14 protein-coding genes are annotated in these 18852 nt (G+C 72.4%); 3 read left to right on the top strand and 11 right to left on the bottom strand.

Annotation, left to right across the window (positions count from 1 at the left end):
• Positions 1 to 128 precede the first annotated feature (128 nt).
• Together ACI1MP_RS12745 and ACI1MP_RS12750 are read right to left on the bottom strand one after the other, a co-directional pair.
• The gene (locus tag ACI1MP_RS12745) at positions 129 to 1496 is read right to left on the bottom strand and encodes a M16 family metallopeptidase (protein WP_380342378.1); all 1368 of its coding nucleotides are present in this window, start codon (positions 1494 to 1496) and stop codon (positions 129 to 131) included.
• A 29-nt stretch (positions 1497 to 1525) separates the two neighbouring features.
• Positions 1526 to 2860 carry a M16 family metallopeptidase gene (locus ACI1MP_RS12750; protein ID WP_380342291.1) on the bottom strand — a complete coding sequence of 445 codons (1335 nt, stop codon included), beginning with the start codon at positions 2858 to 2860 and terminating at the stop codon, positions 1526 to 1528.
• Positions 2861 to 3091: 231 nt separating this feature from the next.
• Here ACI1MP_RS12750 and ACI1MP_RS12755 point away from each other — a divergent pair, with 231 nt between their 5' ends.
• The gene (locus ACI1MP_RS12755) at positions 3092 to 5539 is read left to right on the top strand and encodes a DNA topoisomerase (ATP-hydrolyzing) subunit A (protein WP_380342294.1); all 2448 of its coding nucleotides are present in this window, start codon (positions 3092 to 3094) and stop codon (positions 5537 to 5539) included.
• Between the two features lie 471 nt (positions 5540 to 6010).
• The gene (locus ACI1MP_RS12760; RefSeq protein ID WP_404868704.1) at positions 6011 to 6916 is read left to right on the top strand and encodes a sucrase ferredoxin; all 906 of its coding nucleotides are present in this window, start codon (positions 6011 to 6013) and stop codon (positions 6914 to 6916) included.
• Positions 6917 to 6967: 51 nt separating this feature from the next.
• Here the strand turns inward: ACI1MP_RS12760 and ACI1MP_RS12765 are convergent, their stop codons facing one another.
• The 6 genes from ACI1MP_RS12765 to ACI1MP_RS12790 form a co-directional block, all read right to left on the bottom strand.
• Positions 6968 to 8575 carry a cation acetate symporter gene (locus tag ACI1MP_RS12765; RefSeq protein WP_100589808.1) on the bottom strand — a complete coding sequence of 536 codons (1608 nt, stop codon included), beginning with the start codon at positions 8573 to 8575 and terminating at the stop codon, positions 6968 to 6970.
• Entirely contained in the window at positions 8572 to 8994 is a 423-nt protein-coding gene (locus ACI1MP_RS12770; protein ID WP_043909852.1) for a DUF485 domain-containing protein, read from the bottom strand. The genes ACI1MP_RS12765 and ACI1MP_RS12770 overlap by 4 nt, the downstream gene beginning before the upstream one ends.
• 115 nt (positions 8995 to 9109) lie before the next feature.
• Complete coding sequence (locus ACI1MP_RS12775) at positions 9110 to 9847, bottom strand: response regulator transcription factor (RefSeq protein ID WP_100589839.1); 738 nt, start codon at positions 9845 to 9847, stop codon at positions 9110 to 9112.
• Positions 9848 to 9858: 11 nt separating this feature from the next.
• A complete protein-coding gene (locus ACI1MP_RS12780; protein WP_232734345.1) occupies positions 9859 to 11019 on the bottom strand; it encodes a sensor histidine kinase in 1161 nt (386 codons plus the stop codon).
• Between the two features lie 71 nt (positions 11020 to 11090).
• The gene (locus ACI1MP_RS12785; RefSeq protein ID WP_100589807.1) at positions 11091 to 11570 is read right to left on the bottom strand and encodes a CcdC protein domain-containing protein; all 480 of its coding nucleotides are present in this window, start codon (positions 11568 to 11570) and stop codon (positions 11091 to 11093) included.
• A gap of 140 nt (positions 11571 to 11710) precedes the next feature.
• Positions 11711 to 13861 carry a type IIA DNA topoisomerase subunit B gene (locus tag ACI1MP_RS12790; RefSeq protein WP_388000129.1) on the bottom strand — a complete coding sequence of 717 codons (2151 nt, stop codon included), beginning with the start codon at positions 13859 to 13861 and terminating at the stop codon, positions 11711 to 11713.
• A gap of 429 nt (positions 13862 to 14290) precedes the next feature.
• On the opposite strand from ACI1MP_RS12790, the gene ACI1MP_RS12795 reads away from it, so the two are divergent.
• Positions 14291 to 14521 (top strand): hypothetical protein, encoded by a 231-nt coding sequence (locus ACI1MP_RS12795; RefSeq protein WP_100589805.1) that lies wholly within the window; start codon positions 14291 to 14293, stop codon positions 14519 to 14521.
• 111 nt (positions 14522 to 14632) lie between these two features.
• On the opposite strand, the gene ACI1MP_RS12800 is transcribed toward ACI1MP_RS12795, so the two are convergent.
• The 3 genes from ACI1MP_RS12800 to ACI1MP_RS12810 all read right to left on the bottom strand — a co-directional run bounded on the left by ACI1MP_RS12800 (position 14633) and on the right by ACI1MP_RS12810 (position 18694).
• Positions 14633 to 15484, bottom strand: coding sequence for a S1 family peptidase (locus ACI1MP_RS12800; RefSeq protein ID WP_380342303.1), 852 nt, complete (start codon positions 15482 to 15484; stop codon positions 14633 to 14635).
• 201 nt (positions 15485 to 15685) lie between these two features.
• Positions 15686 to 17308 (bottom strand): RNA polymerase sigma factor, encoded by a 1623-nt coding sequence (locus ACI1MP_RS12805; RefSeq protein ID WP_083462151.1) that lies wholly within the window; start codon positions 17306 to 17308, stop codon positions 15686 to 15688.
• A gap of 513 nt (positions 17309 to 17821) precedes the next feature.
• Complete coding sequence (locus ACI1MP_RS12810) at positions 17822 to 18694, bottom strand: FadR/GntR family transcriptional regulator (RefSeq protein WP_189273865.1); 873 nt, start codon at positions 18692 to 18694, stop codon at positions 17822 to 17824.
• Positions 18695 to 18852 lie beyond the last annotated feature (158 nt).

The raw sequence follows: 18852 nt of genomic DNA on the forward strand, positions 1-18852 counted from the left end.
CGTCGCGACCGCGCGTCTCTCGCTCGGCCGGGGACATCTACCCACACCCGGCGACGGCCGTGCAATCGATTAAAACGCCGAGGGCCCGGCGGAGCTGACGCCCCGTCGGACCCTCGTGAGCAGCGCGGTCAGTTGGCGATGACCGTGACGTCGCCGATGCCGAGCGCCTTGACCGGCTCGGCGATCACCGAGGCGTCGCCGACCAGCACGGTGACCAGCCGGTCCGGCGGGAAGGCGGCGATCACGGCGCGGGCGGCCGCGTCGGTGTCGAGCTCGGCCAGCTGCCGGTAGAACTCGGCCTGGTAGGTGTCGGGCAGGTACTGCTCGACCTGGTCGGCCAGGGTGGCGGCGACCGATCCGGCCGTCTCGTACTTCAGCGGCGCGACGCCGACCAGGAACTGCACGGCCTCCTCGCGCTCGGCGTCGGTGAGGCCCTCGGCGGCCAGCGTGCGCAGGATGGTCCAGGTGTCCTGCAGCGCGGGCGCGGTGGACTCGGTGTCCACCGAGCCGCTGATCGCCAGCAGCCCGCGGCCGGAGCCGTCGGCGGCGGAGCGCAGCGGCTGGGCGAACGCCCGGACGCCGTACGTGTAGCCCTTCTCCTCGCGCAGCACCCGGTCGAGCCGGGAGGTGAGCGTGCCGCCGAGGCAGTAGATGCCGAGGACCTGCGCGGCCCACTCCGGGTCGTGCCGGTCCGGGCCGATCCGGCCGATCAGCAGCTGGGTCTGCACCGAGCCGGGCCGGTCGACGATGACCACCCGGCCGGTGTCGTCGGCGACCACCGGGCCGTGCACCGACGGCTCGACGCTCTCGCCGGTCCACCGGCCGAGGGTGGACTCCAGCAGCGCGACCAGGTCGACGCCGGTGAGGTCGCCGACCACCACCGCGGTGGCGGTGGACGGGCGCAGGTGGGCGTCGTAGAACGCCTTCACCGCGTCCCGGTCGATCCGCTTGACGCTGTCGGTGGAGCCGGCCCGCGGCCGGGACAGCCGGTCGTCGTCGGCGAACAACGCGGCGTACAGCGCCTTGGCGGCCCGCCGGGACGGGTTGGCCTGCTCATGGACGATCTCGTCGAGGCGGTTGGCGACCAGCCGCTCGATCTCCTCCGTGGGCAGCGCCGGGACCCGCAGGGCGTCTCCCAGCAGGGTGAGGCCGCGCTCCAGCCGGGAGGCCGGGACCTCCAGCGAGACCCGCAGCGCCGGGTGGTCGGCGTGGGTGTCCAGGGTGGCGCCGGCCCGCTCCAGCTCGGCCGCGAACTCCTCGGCGGTGAGCGTGTCGGTGCCCTCGGAGATCGCCCGGGACAGGATCGAGGCGACGCCGTCCAGGCCCTCGGGCTCGGCGGCCAGCGGCGCGTCCAGCACCACGTCGACGGCGACCAGCTGCTGGCCGGGCCGGTGGCAGTGCAGCACCGTCAGGCCGTTGGCCAGGGTGAGCCGTTCCGGCGCCGGGAACGCCCACGGGGTGGGGGTGCCGGGCTGCGGCTGCGGGTGGAAGTCCATCGCCGGGGTGTACTTCGCGGGGGTGTCGCTCACGCCGCCGCCTCCTCGTTCTCGGAGCTGTCGTCGTCGGTGCTGTCGTCGGGGGTCGGCTCGTACACCAGCACCGCCCGGTTGTCGGGGCGCAGCCGGGCGGCGGCCACCTCGCGGACCTCCTCGGCGGTGACGTCGAGGACCTTCGGGAGTGCCTCGTTCACCAGCTTCGGGTCGCCGAACAGCACGGCGTAGCGGCAGAGTTCGTCGGCGCGGCCGGCCACCGTGGCGAGCCGGTCCAGCCACTCGCGCTCGATCTGCGCCTGGGCGCGCTCGAGTTCCTCGGCGGTGGGGCCCTCGGCGGCGAACCGGGCGAGCTCCTCGTCGACGGCGGTCTCGATCTGCTCCAGCGTGGCGCCGGCGCCGGCCTTGACGTCCAGCCAGCCCAGCGAGGGCGCGCCGGCCAGCCGCAGCAGGCCGAAGCCGGCTGCGACGGCGGTGCGGTCGCGGCGGACCAGCCGGTTGTACAGCCGGGAGGACTCGCCGCTGCCCAGGATGGTGAGCGCCAGGTCGGCGGCGTCGGCCTGCCGGGTGCCGTCGTGCGGCAGCCGGTAGGCGGCCATCAGCGCGCGGGACGGGACGTCCTCCAGGACCAGCTCGCGGGCCTCGGCGTCCATGGTCTCGGGCAGCGAGCCGTCGCGCGGCGGCTGCTTGCCGTCGTGGCCGGGGATGGAGCCGAAGTACTTCTCCACCCAGGCGATGGTCTGCTCGGGGTCGAGGTCGCCGACGATCGACAGCACCGCGTTGTTGGGCGCGTAGTAGGTGCGGAAGAACGCCCGGGCGTCCTCCAGCGTGGCGGCGTCCAGGTCGGCCATCGAGCCGATCGGGGTGTGGTGGTAGGGGTGCTCGCCGGGGAAGGACAGCGCGGTGAGCTTCTCGAACGCGGTGCCGTAGGGCACGTTGTCGTAGCGCTGGCGGCGCTCGTTCTTCACCACGTCGCGCTGGTTCTCCATGGACGTGTCGTCCAGGGCGGCCAGCAGCGAGCCCATCCGGTCGGCCTCCAGCCAGAGCGCGAGCTCCAGTTGGTGCGCGGGCATGGTCTCGAAGTAGTTGGTGCGCTCGAAGCTGGTGGTGCCGTTGAGCGAGCCGCCGGCGCCCTGGACCAGTTCGAAGTGCCCGTTGTTGGAGACGTTCGCCGAACCCTGGAACATCAGGTGCTCGAAGAGGTGGGCGAGTCCGGTGCGCCCCTTCACCTCGTGCCGGGAGCCCACGTCGTACCACAGGCACACGGCCGTGACCGGAGTGAGGTGGTCCTCGGAGAGCACGACGCGCAGGCCGTTGGCCAGGCGGTGTTCGGTGATGGCGAGGCCGCTGGCGGGGCCGGGGTTGGCCATGCGGGGGTCCTTCCCGTCGTCGGTTCCGGAGTGTCCGGGCCGGGGGCTTGTGACGTCCCCCATTGTGGTGCAACGCACCGAGCCGCCGTCAGGTGTCCGGGTGGCAGGCGCGTTCGCCGGTGGCGGAAGCGGCCCGGGTGACAGGCGGTGTCCCACCGAGGGTCCACAATGGGGGGCGTTCACGCCCGCGTCCGCCCGCCCACCCCAGTACCGCAAGGGAGCCCCGCAGCGATGGCCCGCCGCAGTTCGCCCACCCCGCCGCCCGGTGACTTCGAGGAGCGCATCCTCGATGTCGATGTCGTGGACGAGATGCAGGGATCGTTCCTGGAGTACGCCTACTCGGTGATCTACTCCCGGGCCCTGCCGGACGCCCGCGACGGCCTGAAGCCGGTGCACCGCCGGATCCTGTACCAGGCCAACGAGATGGGCCTGCGCCCGGAGCGCGGCCACGTCAAGTGCGCGCGCCTGGTCGGCGAGGTGATGGGCCGGCTGCACCCGCACGGCGACGCCTCGATCTACGACGCCGTGGTGCGCCTGGCGCAGCCGTTCTCGATGCGGCTGCCGCTGATCGACGGTCACGGCAACTTCGGTTCGCTCGGCAACGACGACCCGCCGGCCGCGATGCGCTACACCGAGTCCCGGCTGACGGCGGCCTCGATGTCCATGGTGGAGTCGATCCACGAGGACACCGTCGACTTCGGCCCGAACTACGACGGCTCCGAGCAGGAGCCCCAGGTGCTCCCCTCGGCGTACCCGAACCTGCTGGTCAACGGCGCCACCGGCATCGCGGTCGGCATGGCCACCAACATGCCGCCGCACAACCTGTCCGAGGTGGTGGCCGCCGCCCGGCACCTGATCAAGCACCCGAACGCGGACCTGGAAACCCTGATGCGGTTCGTCCCGGGTCCCGACCTGCCGACCGGCGGCCGGATCGTCGGCCTGTCCGGCATCCGCGACGCGTACGAGTCCGGCCGCGGCACCTTCAAGATCCGCGCCACCACCACGATCGAGAACGTCACCGCCCGCCGCAAGGGCATCGTGGTCACCGAACTGCCGTACACGGTCGGCCCGGAGAAGGTGATCGCGAAGATCAAGGACCTGGTCAACGCGAAGAAGCTCCAGGGCATCGCCGACGTCAAGGACCTCACCGACCGCGAGCACGGCCTGCGCCTCGTCATCGAGGTGAAGAACGGGTTCGTCCCCGAGGCACTGCTGGAGCAGCTGTACAAGTTGACGCCGATGGAGGAGACCTTCGGCATCAACAACGTGGCGCTGGTGGACGGCCAGCCGCTGACGCTCGGTCTGAAGGAGCTGCTGGAGGTCTACGTCGACCACCGCTTCACGGTGGTCAAGCGCCGCAGCGACTTCCGCCGCCGCAAGCGCCAGGACCGGCTGCACCTGGTCGAGGGCCTGCTGATCGCCCTGGTCGACATCGACGAGGTGATCGCGCTCATCCGCAGCAGCGACGACGCGGCCCAGGCCAAGGAACGCCTGATGGAGCGCTTCGGCATCTCCGAGACGCAGACCGCGTACATCCTGGACACCCCGCTGCGCCGGCTCACCCGCTTCGACCGGGTCGAGCTGGAGGCCGAGCAGGCCAAGCTGCTCAAGGAGATCGCCGAGCTGACCGAGATCCTGGAGTCCGACACCAGGCTGCGTTCCGTGGTGTCCTCCGAACTCGGCGCGGTGGCCAAGCAGTTCGGCACCGAGCGGCGCACCGTGCTGCTGGAGGCCGGATCGGTGCCGTCGGCCGCGCTGTCGGTGCCGCTGGAGGTCGCCGACGACCCGTGCCGGGTGCTGCTGTCCTCCACCGGCCTGCTCGCCCGCACCTTCGACCTGGAGCCGGTCACCGAGGAGCCGTCCCGGGCCAAGCACGACGTGCTGGCCTCCGCCGTCCCCGCCACCGCCCGCGGCGACGTCGGCGTGGTCACCACGGCAGGCCGGGTGCTGCGCCTGCCGGTGATCGACCTGCCGGCGCTGCCCCCGGGCACCAGCGCGCTGTCCGGCGGCGCCGCGGTCTCCGAGTTCCTCCGGCTGGAGGCGGACGAGAAGGCCCTCGCGCTGACCACGCTGGACGAGTCCTCGCCGGGCCTGGCGCTCGGCACCGTGCAGGGCACGGTCAAGCGGGTGGTGCCCGAATGGCCCGCCAACAAGGACGAGTTCGAGGTGATCGCGCTCAAGGACGGCGACACCGTGATCGGCGCGATCGAGCTGCGCACCGGCGAGGAGGACCTGGTCTTCCTCACCTCCGACGCCCAGCTGCTGCGCTACCCGGCGGGCCAGGTCCGCCCGCAGGGCCGCCCGGCCGGCGGCATGGCCGGCATCAAGCTGGCCGACGGTGCCCGGGTGCTGTCCTTCACCGCCGTCGACCCCGCCGAGGACGCGGTGGTGCTCTCGGTGGCCGCCGCCACCGGCACGCTGGACGGCGAGCAGCAGACCAGCTGGAAGCTCACCCCGTTCGACCAGTACCCGCGCAAGGGCCGGGCCACCGGCGGCGTCCGCTGCCAGCGCTTCCTGCGCGGTGAGGACGGCCTGGCGTTCGCCTGGGTCGGCCCGGTGCCCGCCCTGGGCGCCACCGCCAACGGCCAGCCCGTCACCCTCCCGGAGCGCGACCCGCGCCGCGACGGCTCCGGCACCCCGGTGTCGGCGCAGATCGCCGCGGTCGGCGGCCGGATGTGAGACCCGCCTGACAGTGCGTCAGCCGGTCGGAGCGGCGGGGACTTTCCTGGGAGAGTCCCCGCCGCTCCGCATGTTCCGGGCCACCGACCGGATCGGCGAGTCGGCGCGACGACGTTCACTGCCGCACCGGCCGGAGGTCTCGCGGGCGAGGGTCAGCGGTGAGGGCGGCTTGGCGTGGCACGGCGGGATCCAGCCCGACGCCAACCGACCTGCCATCGGCGGGTCCGGCGGGGCCGATGGGTCCGGCGGGGCCGATGGGTCCGGCGGGGCCGGCAACGCAGCACCCCGAATCGACGCGCCGGACCACCGGACCAGGGTGCGCCCGGCCCGCGATCGGCTGCACCGTCCGGCCACTCCTGCGGTCTGCCGACCTCCGCCCGCTCCCGCCGTTCACCGCCCCTCGAACCCGCTGCCCGACCTGCCGGGCCGCCCTCGGTGGCCGGGAAACCCGCTCGCACTAGGGTGGGGCAGGTGAGCACCTGTACGACGCTGTCGCACGAACTGACCGAGCCGCTGACCGCCACCGCGGCCACCGCCACCACCTGGCTGCTGCTCGAACAGCCCGGCCCGTGGGGCGCCCAGGCGCTCACGGCCAGCCACCTCGACCCCGAACTCGGGGCCGCGCTGGACCGGGCGGTCGAAGGCACCGGGGTCCGGATCGCGCTGATCCGCCGACCCGGCCGGCACGCCGACACCGACACCGCAGCCCGGCACGAGGTGCTGATCGCGCACACCTCGCCCGCCGACCCGTGGGTGCGCCGGGCCCGCCTGGACTCCCCCGCCGCGCTGCTCGACCTCGACTTCGCCGCCCTCGGCGCGGGCCGCCACGACGGCTTCGGCGCCGAGCACGTCGGCGGCCCGATCGCCCTGGTGTGCACCAACGGCCGACGCGACCGCTGCTGCGCGCTGCTCGGCCGCCCGCTCGCCGCCGACCTGGCCTCCGCCGGCCACAGCGAGGTCTGGGAGGTCACCCACCTCGGCGGCCACCGCTTCTCCCCCACCATGCTGGTGCTGCCGCACGGCTACGCGTACGGCCGGCTCACCGCGGAGTCCGCCAAGGAGGTGCTGGCCGCCACCGCCGCCGGCCACACCACTCCCGCCCACTCGCGCGGCCGCTCGTACTGGCCCCGCCCGTCCCAGGCCGCCGAGCAGGCCGTCCGCGAACTGACCGGGGAGGCCGCCGCCGATGCGCTGACCATGCGTCAGGTCCCGGACGGCGACGGCTGGACGGTCGAGGTGGCGCACACCGACGGCCGCCGCTGGCGGGCGACCGTGGCGGAGTCCGCGAGCGAGCCGCCCCGGCCCGAGAGCTGCGGCAAGGCCCCGGGCACCCCGTCCCGGATGGACGTCACCGCCCTTGAGGCCCTCGCCGGATGAACGGGACGGGCCCCGCACCACCCGGTGCGGGGCCCGTCCTGCGACGCTCCGTCAGGCGGCTCCGGCGCCGGTCAGGGCGCGCACCTCCAGCTCGGCGTAGCCGTCCTCGTCGGCGGGCTCCCGGTCCAGCCAGGTGCCGATCGCGCCGGCCAGGAAGCCGAGCGGGATGGAGACCAGGCCGGGGTTCTCCAGCGGGAACCAGTGGAAGTCCATGCCGGGCAGCACCGAGGTCTTCGACCCGGAGACGACCGGCGAGAACAGCACCAGCACCACCGCCGGGATCAGGCCGCCGTACACCGACCAGACCGCGCCGCGGGTGGAGAAGCGCTTCCAGAACAGCGAGTACAGCAGCGTCGGCAGGTTCGCCGAGGCGGCCACCGCGAAGGCCAGGCCGACCAGGAAGGCGACGTTCAGGCGCTGCGCGTACAGGCTGAGCACGATCGCGAGGCCGCCGATCACCACGGCGGAGACCCGGGCCGCGATCACCTCCTCGCGCTCGGACACCTGCCGGCCGCCCTCCCGCCGCCAGGCCCGGGCGTACAGGTCGTGGGCGAAGGCCGCGGAGGAGGCCAGGGTGAGTCCGGCGACCACCGCCAGGATGGTGGCGAACGCGATCGCCGAGATCACCGCGAACAGCAGCAGGCCCCAGGTGGAGCCGTCGCCGCCGCCGAGGTCCAGGGCGAGCAGCGGCACCGCCGTGTTGCCCGCCGAGTTGGACACCCGGAGGTCGTGCCCGCCGACCACCGCGCCCGCGCCGAGCCCGAGCACGATCGCCATCAGGTAGAAGGAACCGATCAGGCCGATCGCCCACATCGTGGAGCGCCGGGCGGCCCGCGCGGTCGGCACCGTGTAGAACCGGCTGAGGATGTGCGGCAGGCCGCCGGTGCCGAGCACCAGCGCCAGGCCGAGGCTGACGAAGTCCAGCCGGTCGAGGGCGCTGGAGCCGTAGTTGAGGCCCGGCCGCAGGTACGCCTCGCCCGCACCGCTGCGCCGTGCGGCGGTCTCCATCAGCGCGCCCAGGTCGCCGTGGAAGCGGGCCACCACCAGCACCGTGAGCAGCACCGAGCCGCCCACCAGCAGGAAGGCCTTGACGATCTGGATCCAGGTGGTGGCGCGCATCCCGCCGACCGTCACGTAGACGATCATCAGGGCGCCGACCGCGATGATGGTCCATGCCTTGGCGGCACCGCTGTTGGTGCCCAGCAGCAGGGCGACCAGGCTGCCCGCGCCGACCATCTGCGCGATCAGGTACATCAGCGTGACGACCATCGACGACAGACCGGCCGCGGCCCGCACCGGCCGCTGGCGCATCCGCAGCGCCAGCACGTCGGCCAGCGTGTACCGGCCCGCGTTGCGGACCAGTTCGGACACCAGCATCAGCACGACCAGCCAGGCGACCAGGAAGCCGATGCTGTAGAGCACGCCGTCGTAGCCGTACAGCGCGATCAGGCCGGTCACGCCGAGGAAGGAGGCGGCCGACAGGTAGTCGCCGGACAGCGCGAAACCGTTCTGCAACGGGGAGAAGTCGCGTCCGCCGGCGAAGAAGTCCTCGGCGGCGTGGCCGCGGCGGCCGACCCAGACCGTGATGGTCAGCGTCACCGCGACGACGACGGCGAACAGGGCGACGGCGAGGCCGTGGTTGGGGTGGTGAGCAGTCATCGCAGCTGGTCCTGGGTGTCCCAGCGCAGTTCGAGGGCGGCTCGATCGCGCTTGGTGCGGGCATTACGGGCGTAGAGCCAGGTGAGCAGGAAGGTCGAGGCGAACTGGCCGAGGCCGAGCGCCCAGGCCACGTTCAGCGGCCCGGCGATCCGGCGGCCCAGCAGGTCGGGCATGAACGCCTCGGCCGTCACGAACAGCAGGTACCAGGCCAGGAAACCGGCGCAGGCCGGGAACACGAACGAGCGGTAGCCCCGCCGGATCTCCCGGAAGGCCTCGCTCTCCTGGACCTTCCGGTACACCGCGCCGCCGATCCGGTCCTCCGGCGGCGCCGCTTCCGCTTCCACGCTGCGCCGCGGCGCCACCACCCGGGGCTGGGGGGGCGCCCCGACCCACCAGTCGACTCTCTCCTGCTGCGCCACTTTGCCGACACCTCATCATTTCGGTCACTCCGACCGAACCATGATGGAGTGTCACAAACCACACAACGAAACCCGTGGAGAAACGTTCTCCCCAGCAATCAACAGTGCTGTACGCCTACCAACTTTCCGAAATTCCATGCTTGAAGGCGTATGCGACGGCTTGCGCCCGGTCCCTGACCGCCGTCTTGGCAAACAGGTTGTTGATATGGGTTTTCACCGTGGCGGGGCTGACGAACAACCTCTCGGCGATCTCCGCGTTGGACAGCCCGGACGCGATCAGCGCCAGCACCTCGGCCTCCCGCTGGGTCAACCCGTCCGGCAGCGCCGCCCGAACCGGCCGCCCGGCCTCGGGCTTCGCGGGCGCGGCGGCCACCGCCGGCCCCGGTTCCGCGACGGGCTGCGCCGGCTCGGCGGCCGCCGGCGCGCCCGACAGCCGCTCCAGCAGCCGCAGTTGGACCTGCGGGGAGAGCCCGGCCGCACCCGAGCGGACGTCCGCCACCGCGCGGGCGATCTCCTCCGCGCCGGCGTCCTTGGTCAGGAAGCCCCGCGCCCCGGCCTGCAGCGCGGAGAACAGCGAGTCGTCGTCGGCGTACGTGGTGAGCACCACCACCTCGGTGCCCGGGTGCTCGGCACGGACCCGGCGGGTGGCCTCCACCCCGTCGCAGCGCGGCATCCGCAGGTCCATCAGCACCACGTCGGGGGCGTGTTCGGCGACCAGCCGCACCGCCTCCTCGCCGTCCGCCGCCGAGCCGACCACCGTGATGCCCGGCAGCAGGCCGAGCAGCATCACGATGCCTTCGCGGACCACGGTCTGGTCGTCGGCGACCACCACCCGGATCGGCCCGCCCGTCATCTCCGAACCCGTCACGCCGGCACCCGCAGCAGCACGCGCCACCCTCCGTCCTCGGGGCCCGCCAGCAGTTCGCCGCCGAGCAACTCCGCGCGTTCGCGCATCCCGAGCAGACCGTACCCGCTTCCGCTGTCCCCCAGCATCGGGTCCGCCCCGCGCGGGGCGCCCGAGTTGCGCACCGTCAGCTCCACCGCGCCGTCCAGGTAGCCGAGCCGGACCGCGACCCGGCCGCCCGGCGCGTGCTTGCGGGCGTTGGTCAGCGCCTCCTGCGCGGTGCGGCGCACCGCCAGCCCGGCCTCCGCGGGCACCGGCCGGGGCACCCCGTCCACCGTCAGCTCGGCCCCGGACTGGGTGGCCAGCTCGGCCACGAACTCGGCGACGGGGGCGAACTCGCCGCGCAGCGCGGACAGCGCCTGCCGGGTCTCGGCCAGGCCGTCCTGGGCCATCCGCCGGGCGGCGACCACCCGTTCACGGATCTCGGCGCGCTCGGCGCCGGCGTCCAGCATCAGCCGGGCCGCCTCCAGGTGCACCAGCTGCGCGGACAGGCTGTGCGCCAGCACGTCGTGGATCTCCCGGGCGATCCTGGCCCGTTCGGCGAGCGCCGCGGACTCCGCCCGGGCCACCTGCGCGGCCCGCTCCTGCGCCAGCAGGGCGCGCTGCGCGGACCGGGCCTGGCTGTCCAGCCGCAGCAGGTAGCCGAGCAGCCCGAGCCCGCCCGCCACGGCCAGCATCACCAGCAGCGAGTCGCCCGACCGCAGGCCGTAACCGACCAGCGCCGCAGCGGCGGTGGCCAGGCCCGCGGCCAGCGGCAGCCGGATCACCGCGAGCACCGCGAGGCCGCACCAGATCACCGAGGCCAGGGTCCTGGCCCCGCCCTCGTCGGCCAGTTCGGCGAACACCAGCAGCCCGGCCGCGCAGGCCAGTGCGGGCCACAGCCTCCTCGCCCGGCAGGTGACGTACCAGCCGGTGAACAGCCCGGCGGCGGAGGCGATCCAGAGGATCGGCGGCAGCAGCCGCCAGCCCGTGTAGTGCTGTTCGGCGAAGGTGCCGAAGGCCACCGTCGACAGCAGGGCGATCCGGCCGAACAACCACAGCGCCATCCGGGCCCGCGAGCGGCTCTCCCGGATCGGGACGTCTCCGGCCGGCCAACGGGTCCAGCGTTCCAGGGTGCTCACCGGATGATCCTCTCGCAATGCCGGTGCCGCCGGCACCCGATGGGGGTCGGCGGCACGGTGCTGACGCTCCGTCAGGCGGCCAGGGCGTGCTTGTCGTCCAGCCGGTGGGCCCGCCAGCCGACGACCGACGAGCGGACCAGCAGCAGCAGGCCGAGCGACAGCATCAGCACGCTGGTGGACTGGTGGACGTGCAGCGCGGTGCCCAGCGCGTACCAGCCGATCCGGATCGCGATCGCGCCGATCCAGGCGAACACGGTGGCGGTGGAACCCTGGGTCCACAGCGCGCCGTCACCGTCGCGCCAGATCCGCATGGTCCAGCCCCAGGCGCACCCCATGCCGAGCGTGGTGACCAGCGAACCGGCCAGGATCAGCGCGGCGGCGCCCTTGTGGGCCGGGTCGATCAGCACCGGGTCGCGCAGCGCCACCGCGGCGAGGATCACCGGCAGCAGCCAGAACCGACGCTCGGTGTCCAGCCGACGGGCCCGCAGCTGCCGGCCCACCACCAGGACGATCACGGCGACGGCGATCAGGACGTTGGACAGGGCGGTCATTTCGGGTGCCTCCTGGACGGGGTTCTTTCGACACCCCGAACGCTACGGAGAACCGGCCGCCGACTCCTCGGAGCGAGGGTGGAACCCGAAGCCGGAAGGGCTCTCCACCCGTGGGTGGAGAGCCCTTCCGCGCGGCTCGCTCAGGCGTCGATCCGGGAGCGGTCCAGGGTGGCCGCCGAGTCCACGATGAACTCCCGCCGCGGCGCGACGTCGTTGCCCATCAGCAGGTCGAAGGTCTTCTCCGCGGACTCCAGGTCGCCCAGGTTGATCCGGCGCAGGATCCGGTGCCGCGGGTCCACGGTGGTCTCCGCCAACTGGTCGGCGTCCATCTCGCCGAGCCCCTTGTAGCGCTGGATCGGGTCCTTCCAGCGCAGCCCCTTGCCCTGGAACTCCAGCAGGGTGCGCCGCAGTTCGGCGTCCGAGTAGGTGTAGTGGTACTTCTCCTGGCCGCGCTTGGGGTTGGTCAGTTCGATCCGGTGCAGCGGCGGCACCGCGGCGAACACCCGGCCCTGCTCGACCATCGGCCGCATGTAGCGGTGGAACAGCGTCAGCAGCAGGGTGCGGATGTGCGAGCCGTCGACGTCGGCGTCGGCCATGAAGATGACCTTGCCGTACCGGGCCTGGTCGATGTCGAAGGTGCGGCCGGAGCCTGCTCCTATGACCTGGATGATCGCCGCGCACTCGGCGTTCTTGAGCATGTCGCTCACCGAGGCCTTCTGGACGTTCAGGATCTTGCCGCGGATCGGCAGCAGCGCCTGGAACTCGGAGTTGCGGGCCAGCTTGGCGGTGCCCAGCGCCGAGTCGCCCTCGACGATGAACAGTTCGCTGCGGTCCACGTCGTCGCTGCGGCAGTCGGCCAGCTTGGCGGGCAGCGAGGAGGTCTCCAGCGCGGTCTTCCGGCGCTGCGCCTCCTTGTGCTGCCGGGCGGCGACCCGGGTCCGGGCGGCGGCGACGACCTTCTCCAGCACGGCCCGGGCCTGGAGCTTCTCGTCCTTCTTCGCGGAGGTCAGGAAGTTCTTCAACTCCTTGGCCACCACCGCCGCCACGATCCGGTTTGCCGCCGAGGTGCCCAGCACCTCCTTGGTCTGCCCCTCGAACTGCGGCTCGGCCAGCCGGACGGTGACCACCGCGGTCAGGCCCTCCAGCGCGTCGTCCTTGGTGATGTCGTCCTCGGCGACCCGCAGCAGCTTGCTGGACCGCAGCACCTCGTTGACGGTCTTGGCGAGCTGCCGCTCGAAGCCGTTGACGTGGGTGCCGCCCTTCGGGGTGGCGATGATGTTGACGAAGGACCGCAGCGTGCTGTCGTAACCGGCGCCCCAGCGCAGCGCGATGTCCACCCCGAGCTCCCGGGTGACCTCGGTCGGGGTCATGTGCCCGAGCTCGTCGAGCACCGGGACGGTCTCCTTGAAGGTGCCCTCGCCGCGCAGCCGCAGCACGTCGGAGACCGGGCGGTCGGGAGCGAGGAACTCGCAGAACTCGCTGATGCCGCCGTCGAAACGGAAGGTCTCCTCCTGGACCTGCTCGCTCTCGGTCAGCCGCTCGTCACGGACCACGATGGTCAGGCCGGGCACCAGGAAGGCGGTCTGCCGGGCCCGGGCGTGCAGCGACTCCAGCGAGAGCTTGGCGTCCTTGAGGAAGATCTGCCGGTCCGCCCAGTAGCGGATCCGGGTGCCGGTGCGGGTCTTGGCGAACCGGCCCTTCTTGGTCAGGCCGCTGCCGGCCGTGAACTTCCCGTCCGGGCCGTCCTCGGCGAACGCGCCGGGGGTGCCGCGCCGGAAGCTGATCGCGTGCGTGGTGCCGGACCGGTCCACCTCGACGTCCAGCCGGGCGGACAGCGCGTTCACCACCGAGGCGCCGACGCCGTGCAGACCGCCGGAGGCCGCGTACGAGCCGCCGCCGAACTTGCCGCCCGCGTGCAGCTTGGTCATCACCACCTCGACGCCGGACAGCCCGGTCTTGGGCTCCACGTCCACCGGGATGCCGCGGCCGTTGTCCCGCACCTCGACCGAGCCGTCCTGGTGCAGCAGCACATCGATGTGGTCGCAGAAGCCGCCGAGGGCCTCGTCCACCGAGTTGTCGATGATCTCCCACAGGCAGTGCATCAGACCGCGACTGTCGGTCGACCCGATGTACATGCCCGGCCGCTTGCGGACCGCCTCCAGCCCCTCGAGGACGAGCAGATGCCGCGCGGTGTAGTCGGACCCGCCCTCACCGGTCACCAGAGAGGACGGGACGGTCTTTTCTCCACTCACGCTCTGCACTCCTCCATGATGTTGACGGACACCCCGCATGCTCTCAGCAACTGAGACTTCGGCCGCCGAGGCCCGCGCGCCTTGTACGCGCTGCGCGAACACGACTCCCACCGCGGACGCGGCCCCCACCCTGCCATCTCCTGCCGACACCACGGGTCCTGGCGGACCGGGGCGGCCGGAGAGGGCGGCGGAGCTGCTGTGATGCGGTCAAACGGGGTCCGGGACGGGGCTTATGCTCCAACCCAGCGGAGGATTATGCTACGCGGACCTCGCACCCCGGCCCGATCGGGCGTTCGAGGTGATTGGCAGACCATCGGAATCGGTACGCATGAACCACCGGTGCCCGGGGCACGCCCTCATCAACGAGACAGCAGAATCCTCAAAGAGAAAAGCCACGAGCGGGAACGAATTCGACCTGGTTGGATGTTGATCCTGGTACACAGCTCGTCGAGCTAGAGAAGAGGCGACGTGACTACTGTTCTGACCCCTGCGAGCCCGCTCACCGCGGCAGACCGCTGCGACCGTTGCGGCGCTCAGGCCTACCTGCGCGTCGTCCTTTCCAGCGGCGGAGAGCTGCTGTTCTGCGCCCACCACGGGCGTAAGTTCGAGCCCGAGCTCAAGAAGATCGCCGTGGAGATACACGACGAGAGCGACCGCCTCTCCGGCACCGCGGCAACGGCTGCCGAGAGCGAGCGCTGACGCTCCCGCTCGAACCCCGAGCTGCCTGAGCGGCCGGGCGGCCCACCCTTCGGGGTGGGCCGCCCGGCCGTGGCGTTTTCCCGGCCGCCGCGGCAGGTCGTGTCGGGCACGTCACAGCACGTTCTGCACGGACTCCGCCACCGCCGAGATCCGGGTGTACACCCCGGGGTGCTCGGCCTCCGCGCAGCCCGCCCCCCAGGAGACCAGACCGGCCAACCGCCCGCCCACCACCAGTGGGCCGCCGCTGTCGCCCTGGCAGGCGTCCCGGCCGCCGCGCTCCTCCCCCGCGCACACCATGCTGCGCGCGTCGTACGCGCTGTCCCGGCCGCCCGGGTAGGCGTGCCCGCAGTCGGCGTCCGAGATGATCGGCACCGTCACCTGCCGGAGCGTGTTCGAGTAGTTGCCGGTGCCCCGGGTGTCGCCCCAGCCGAACACCGTCGCCGGCGTGCCCGCCGCGTACGGCCGGCTCTCGCCCGGAGCCACCATCTCCAGCACCTGCCGGTCGTTCTGCGGCTCGGCCAGCGTGAGCACCGCCACATCGCGGCTGTTCGCGGCGAAGCTGTAGTTCGGCTCGATCCACACCCCGCTGACCGCCACCTCCCGCCCCGCGCTGCCCCGGAGGTCGTCCCGACCGACGATCACCCGCAGCGAGGGCCGCTGGGTCGGCCGACCGGTGCTCTCGTCGTAGAAGCAGTGCGCGGCCGTCACCACCTTGGTCGGAGTGACCAGCGCCCCACCGCAGAACTGCCCCGAACGGGCCGAGCCGAACTGCGGACGGCTGGACAGCGCCACCATCCACGGATGGTCACCGGTGCTCGCGCCCGTCCCCCCGACGATCCGCCGCTGCGCGACGGCCTGGCCGGCCGCACCCAGCGCGATCAGCGGGACGGGCAGGGCGGCCACGGCGACGAGCGCGACCGCCCGGCGGCGGAGCCGAGGCGCGGACGGGTCCAGGATGGGCACCGGTTCTCCAGGGGTTCGGCGGGCAGGCGTGGGACGTTGCACCGGTCGGAGTGCGACAACCTGCCCAGCGTAGTCATCCGATCACCCAACGTGCCGCGCATGCGCGCACCGGCCACTCCATCGGGCGACGCCCGGACATGCGAACGGGCCCCTCCGCCGGTGGCGAAGGGGCCCGTCCAGGTGACTCGGGCTGACGGAGGATCAGTCCAGGTAGTCGCGCAGCACCTGGGAACGCGACGGGTGGCGCAGCTTCGACATGGTCTTCGACTCGATCTGACGGATGCGCTCGCGCGTCACGCCGTAGACCTTGCCGATCTCGTCCAGCGTCTTCGGCTGACCGTCGGTCAGGCCGAAGCGCATCGAGACCACGCCCGCCTCGCGCTCGGACAGGGTGTCCAGCACCGAGTGCAGCTGCTCCTGGAGCAGGGTGAAGGAGACCGCGTCGGCCGGGACGACCGCCTCGGAGTCCTCGATCAGGTCACCGAACTCGCTGTCGCCGTCCTCGCCGAGCGGGGTGTGCAGCGAGATCGGCTCGCGGCCGTACTTCTGGACCTCGATGACCTTCTCCGGGGTCATGTCGAGTTCCTTGGCCAGCTCCTCCGGGGTGGGCTCGCGGCCCAGGTCCTGGAGCATCTGGCGCTGCACGCGGGCGAGCTTGTTGATGACCTCGACCATGTGCACCGGGATGCGGATGGTGCGGGCCTGGTCGGCCATGGCGCGGGTGATCGCCTGCCGGATCCACCAGGTCGCGTAGGTGGAGAACTTGTAGCCCTTGGTGTAGTCGAACTTCTCGACCGCACGGATCAGACCGAGGTTGCCCTCCTGGATCAGGTCCAGGAACAGCATGCCGCGGCCGGTGTAGCGCTTGGCCAGCGAGACCACCAGGCGGAGGTTGGCCTCCAGCAGGTGGTTCTTGGCGCGGCGGCCGTCCTCGGCGATGATCTCCAGCTCGCGCTTGAGCTTCGGGGCGAGCTTGTCGGCCTGGCTCAGCTTGTCCTCGGCGAACAGGCCGGCCTCGATGCGCTTGGCGAGCTCGACCTCCTGCTCGGCGTTGAGCAGCGGGACCTTGCCGATCTGCTTCAGGTAGTCCTTGACCGGGTCGGCGGTGGCGCCGGCCACCGCGACCTGCTGCGCCGGAGCGTCGTCCTCGTCGTCGTCGGAGAGCACGAAGCCCTGGTCCGACTCCTCCTCGGGGCCCTCTTCCTTGCCGTCGCCGGGCAGGGCCACGTCTTCGAGGAGCTCCTCCTCGCCGACCATGTCCTCGTCGCCCTTGGCGCCGGGCTTGCCGGCCGCGGTCTTCTTGGCGGCGGTCTTCTTCGCGGGAGCGGCGGCCTTCTTGGCCACCGCCTTCTTCGCCGGAGCGGCCTTCTTGGCAGCCGTCCGGGCCTCGGCGAGACCGATGGTCTCGACGACGGTGACCTCACCGGTCGTCACGGCGGCGGCCACGGCCACCGACGGGGACACGGTCGCGTTGGGGGCGATCCGCACCGGGGGCTTGGTCTGGGCGACCGGCGTGCGGGTGGTGACCGCCTTGGTCGCGGTGCGCTTGGTGGTGCTCTTGGCCGCGACGCTCTTGCGCTTGGCGCCGGCCGGCTCGGCCGCGCTGACCATCAGCTCCACCCCCTCCTCAATCAGCACCTGGTTGAGGCTGCGCATGACGTTCTTCCACTTGGTGACCGGGATCTGGTCCGCCTCGAACGCGTGGCGCACGTCGTCACCGGCGATCTGCCCCTGGGCCTTGCCCCGCTCGATGAGCGCCAGCAGTGCCGCGGACTCGGCGATCTCGGGGGGAAGCGAACGGGATGTGCTGGCCGACACGAACAACCTCTCGGACGATGAGTGGACGATCCCGCACCGACCGCCCGAGGAACTCGGGTGGCTGGACGGTGACCGGGGTCTGCAGGACGGCAGCAGCGCCGCGCACCAACACAGCCGTCTGGTCTGTGGTGGTATTCCGGAGCTGCTTCCGCTCCGTACACATCGCTGCCGCCACTCAAGTGTTACGCATGCCCGTCGTGGCGCCCGTCACACCACCCGGCGGCCGGTACGGGCTGCCCCGGGCGGCCTATCGCCGACCGGCTCGCGGGCCGATCTGCCACCGGCCCGCCATCCGCCCGCCATCGGCCTTTCGGGGCCTCTGCGGCCGCTCACTAGCCGGTCCGCGCCCGGCCCGGGCGGGTCCGCTCGGGCCAGCTCGAGCCTCTCCGCTCGGGTCGGCCCGGGTGGGCGACGGGTGTGGCGCGGGCAACTGTGTGGGACGCGACACGCCGATGGCCCCCCGGCTGCGGGTGGAGCAGCAGAAGGGCCATCCGTTCGGAACGGGCTGGGCTGGACCGCTCAGTGCTCCCGCGGGGCGGGGACGGCGTGCTCGACGTCCGGGTGGACGGTGAGCAGCGCGCGGACGGCGGCCTCGGCGGCGGTGCCGTCACCGGTGCCGAGCGCGTCGACCAGCCGGGTGTGCAGGCCGACCGCCGACTCGGACGGGCGCTCGCAGGTGGTGCCGGAACCGCCGGACACCTGGAGCGCGCCGGCCACGATCCCGGACAGGTGCTCCAGCATCCGGTTCCCCGCCATCTGCAGCACCAGGCCGTGCAGCTCGGCGTCGGCGCGGGCGTAGCTGACCAGGTCGCCCTGGCTGCCGGCCTGGCTCATGATCTCGGTCAGCTCGACCAGCCGGTGCTGGACGTCCTCCCGGCCGTGGCCGGCGGCGAGACGGGCGGCCAGCGGCTCGATCGCCCAGCGCAGCTCGAACAGCTCGCGGCGCTGCTCGTCGCGCTGCGGGCCGAAGGCGCGCCACTCGATGATGTCCGGGTCCAGCAGGTTCCAGTCGCTGACCGGACGGACCCGGGTGCCGACGTTCGGCCGGGCCGAGACCAGGCCCTTGGCCTCCAGCACCCGGAGCGACTCGCGCACCACGGTGCGGGAGACCTCGAAGCGCTGGCCGATCTCCTCCGGCACCAGCGGGCGGTCGGCGCCCAGGTCGCCGGAGACGATCATCTGGCCGAGCTGCTGGACCAGCTGGCCGTGCAGGCCGCGGCCGCGGCTGCTGGTGGTCTTCCGACCGGCCCGGGCGAGTTCGTTCTCCGCCCCCTCCCAGCGGGGGGCGGGTGGCATCGGGCGGTCGGCGTACGGGAAGCGGTCCAGCTCGGAGGCGGAGATCGACTCGGCCTGGCGAGCGGCGGTCACGGTGGGGTGCGCAAGGGTACTCACGCCATCCTTTGTCGGCGATCGGCGGAGCCGTCTTGAGCATTCTCCTGAAAAGCACACGAAAGGGTGATCGGCAGTGTCTGGATAATTGACTTCTTATCAGCCAGAAATGCGCATATCGGTCATCCCGGCTTCATCCCGACCCGAATTCGGCGACGGTT

The organism is Kitasatospora griseola, from assembly GCF_044999035.1.
Classification (GTDB): domain Bacteria; phylum Actinomycetota; class Actinomycetes; order Streptomycetales; family Streptomycetaceae; genus Kitasatospora; species Kitasatospora griseola.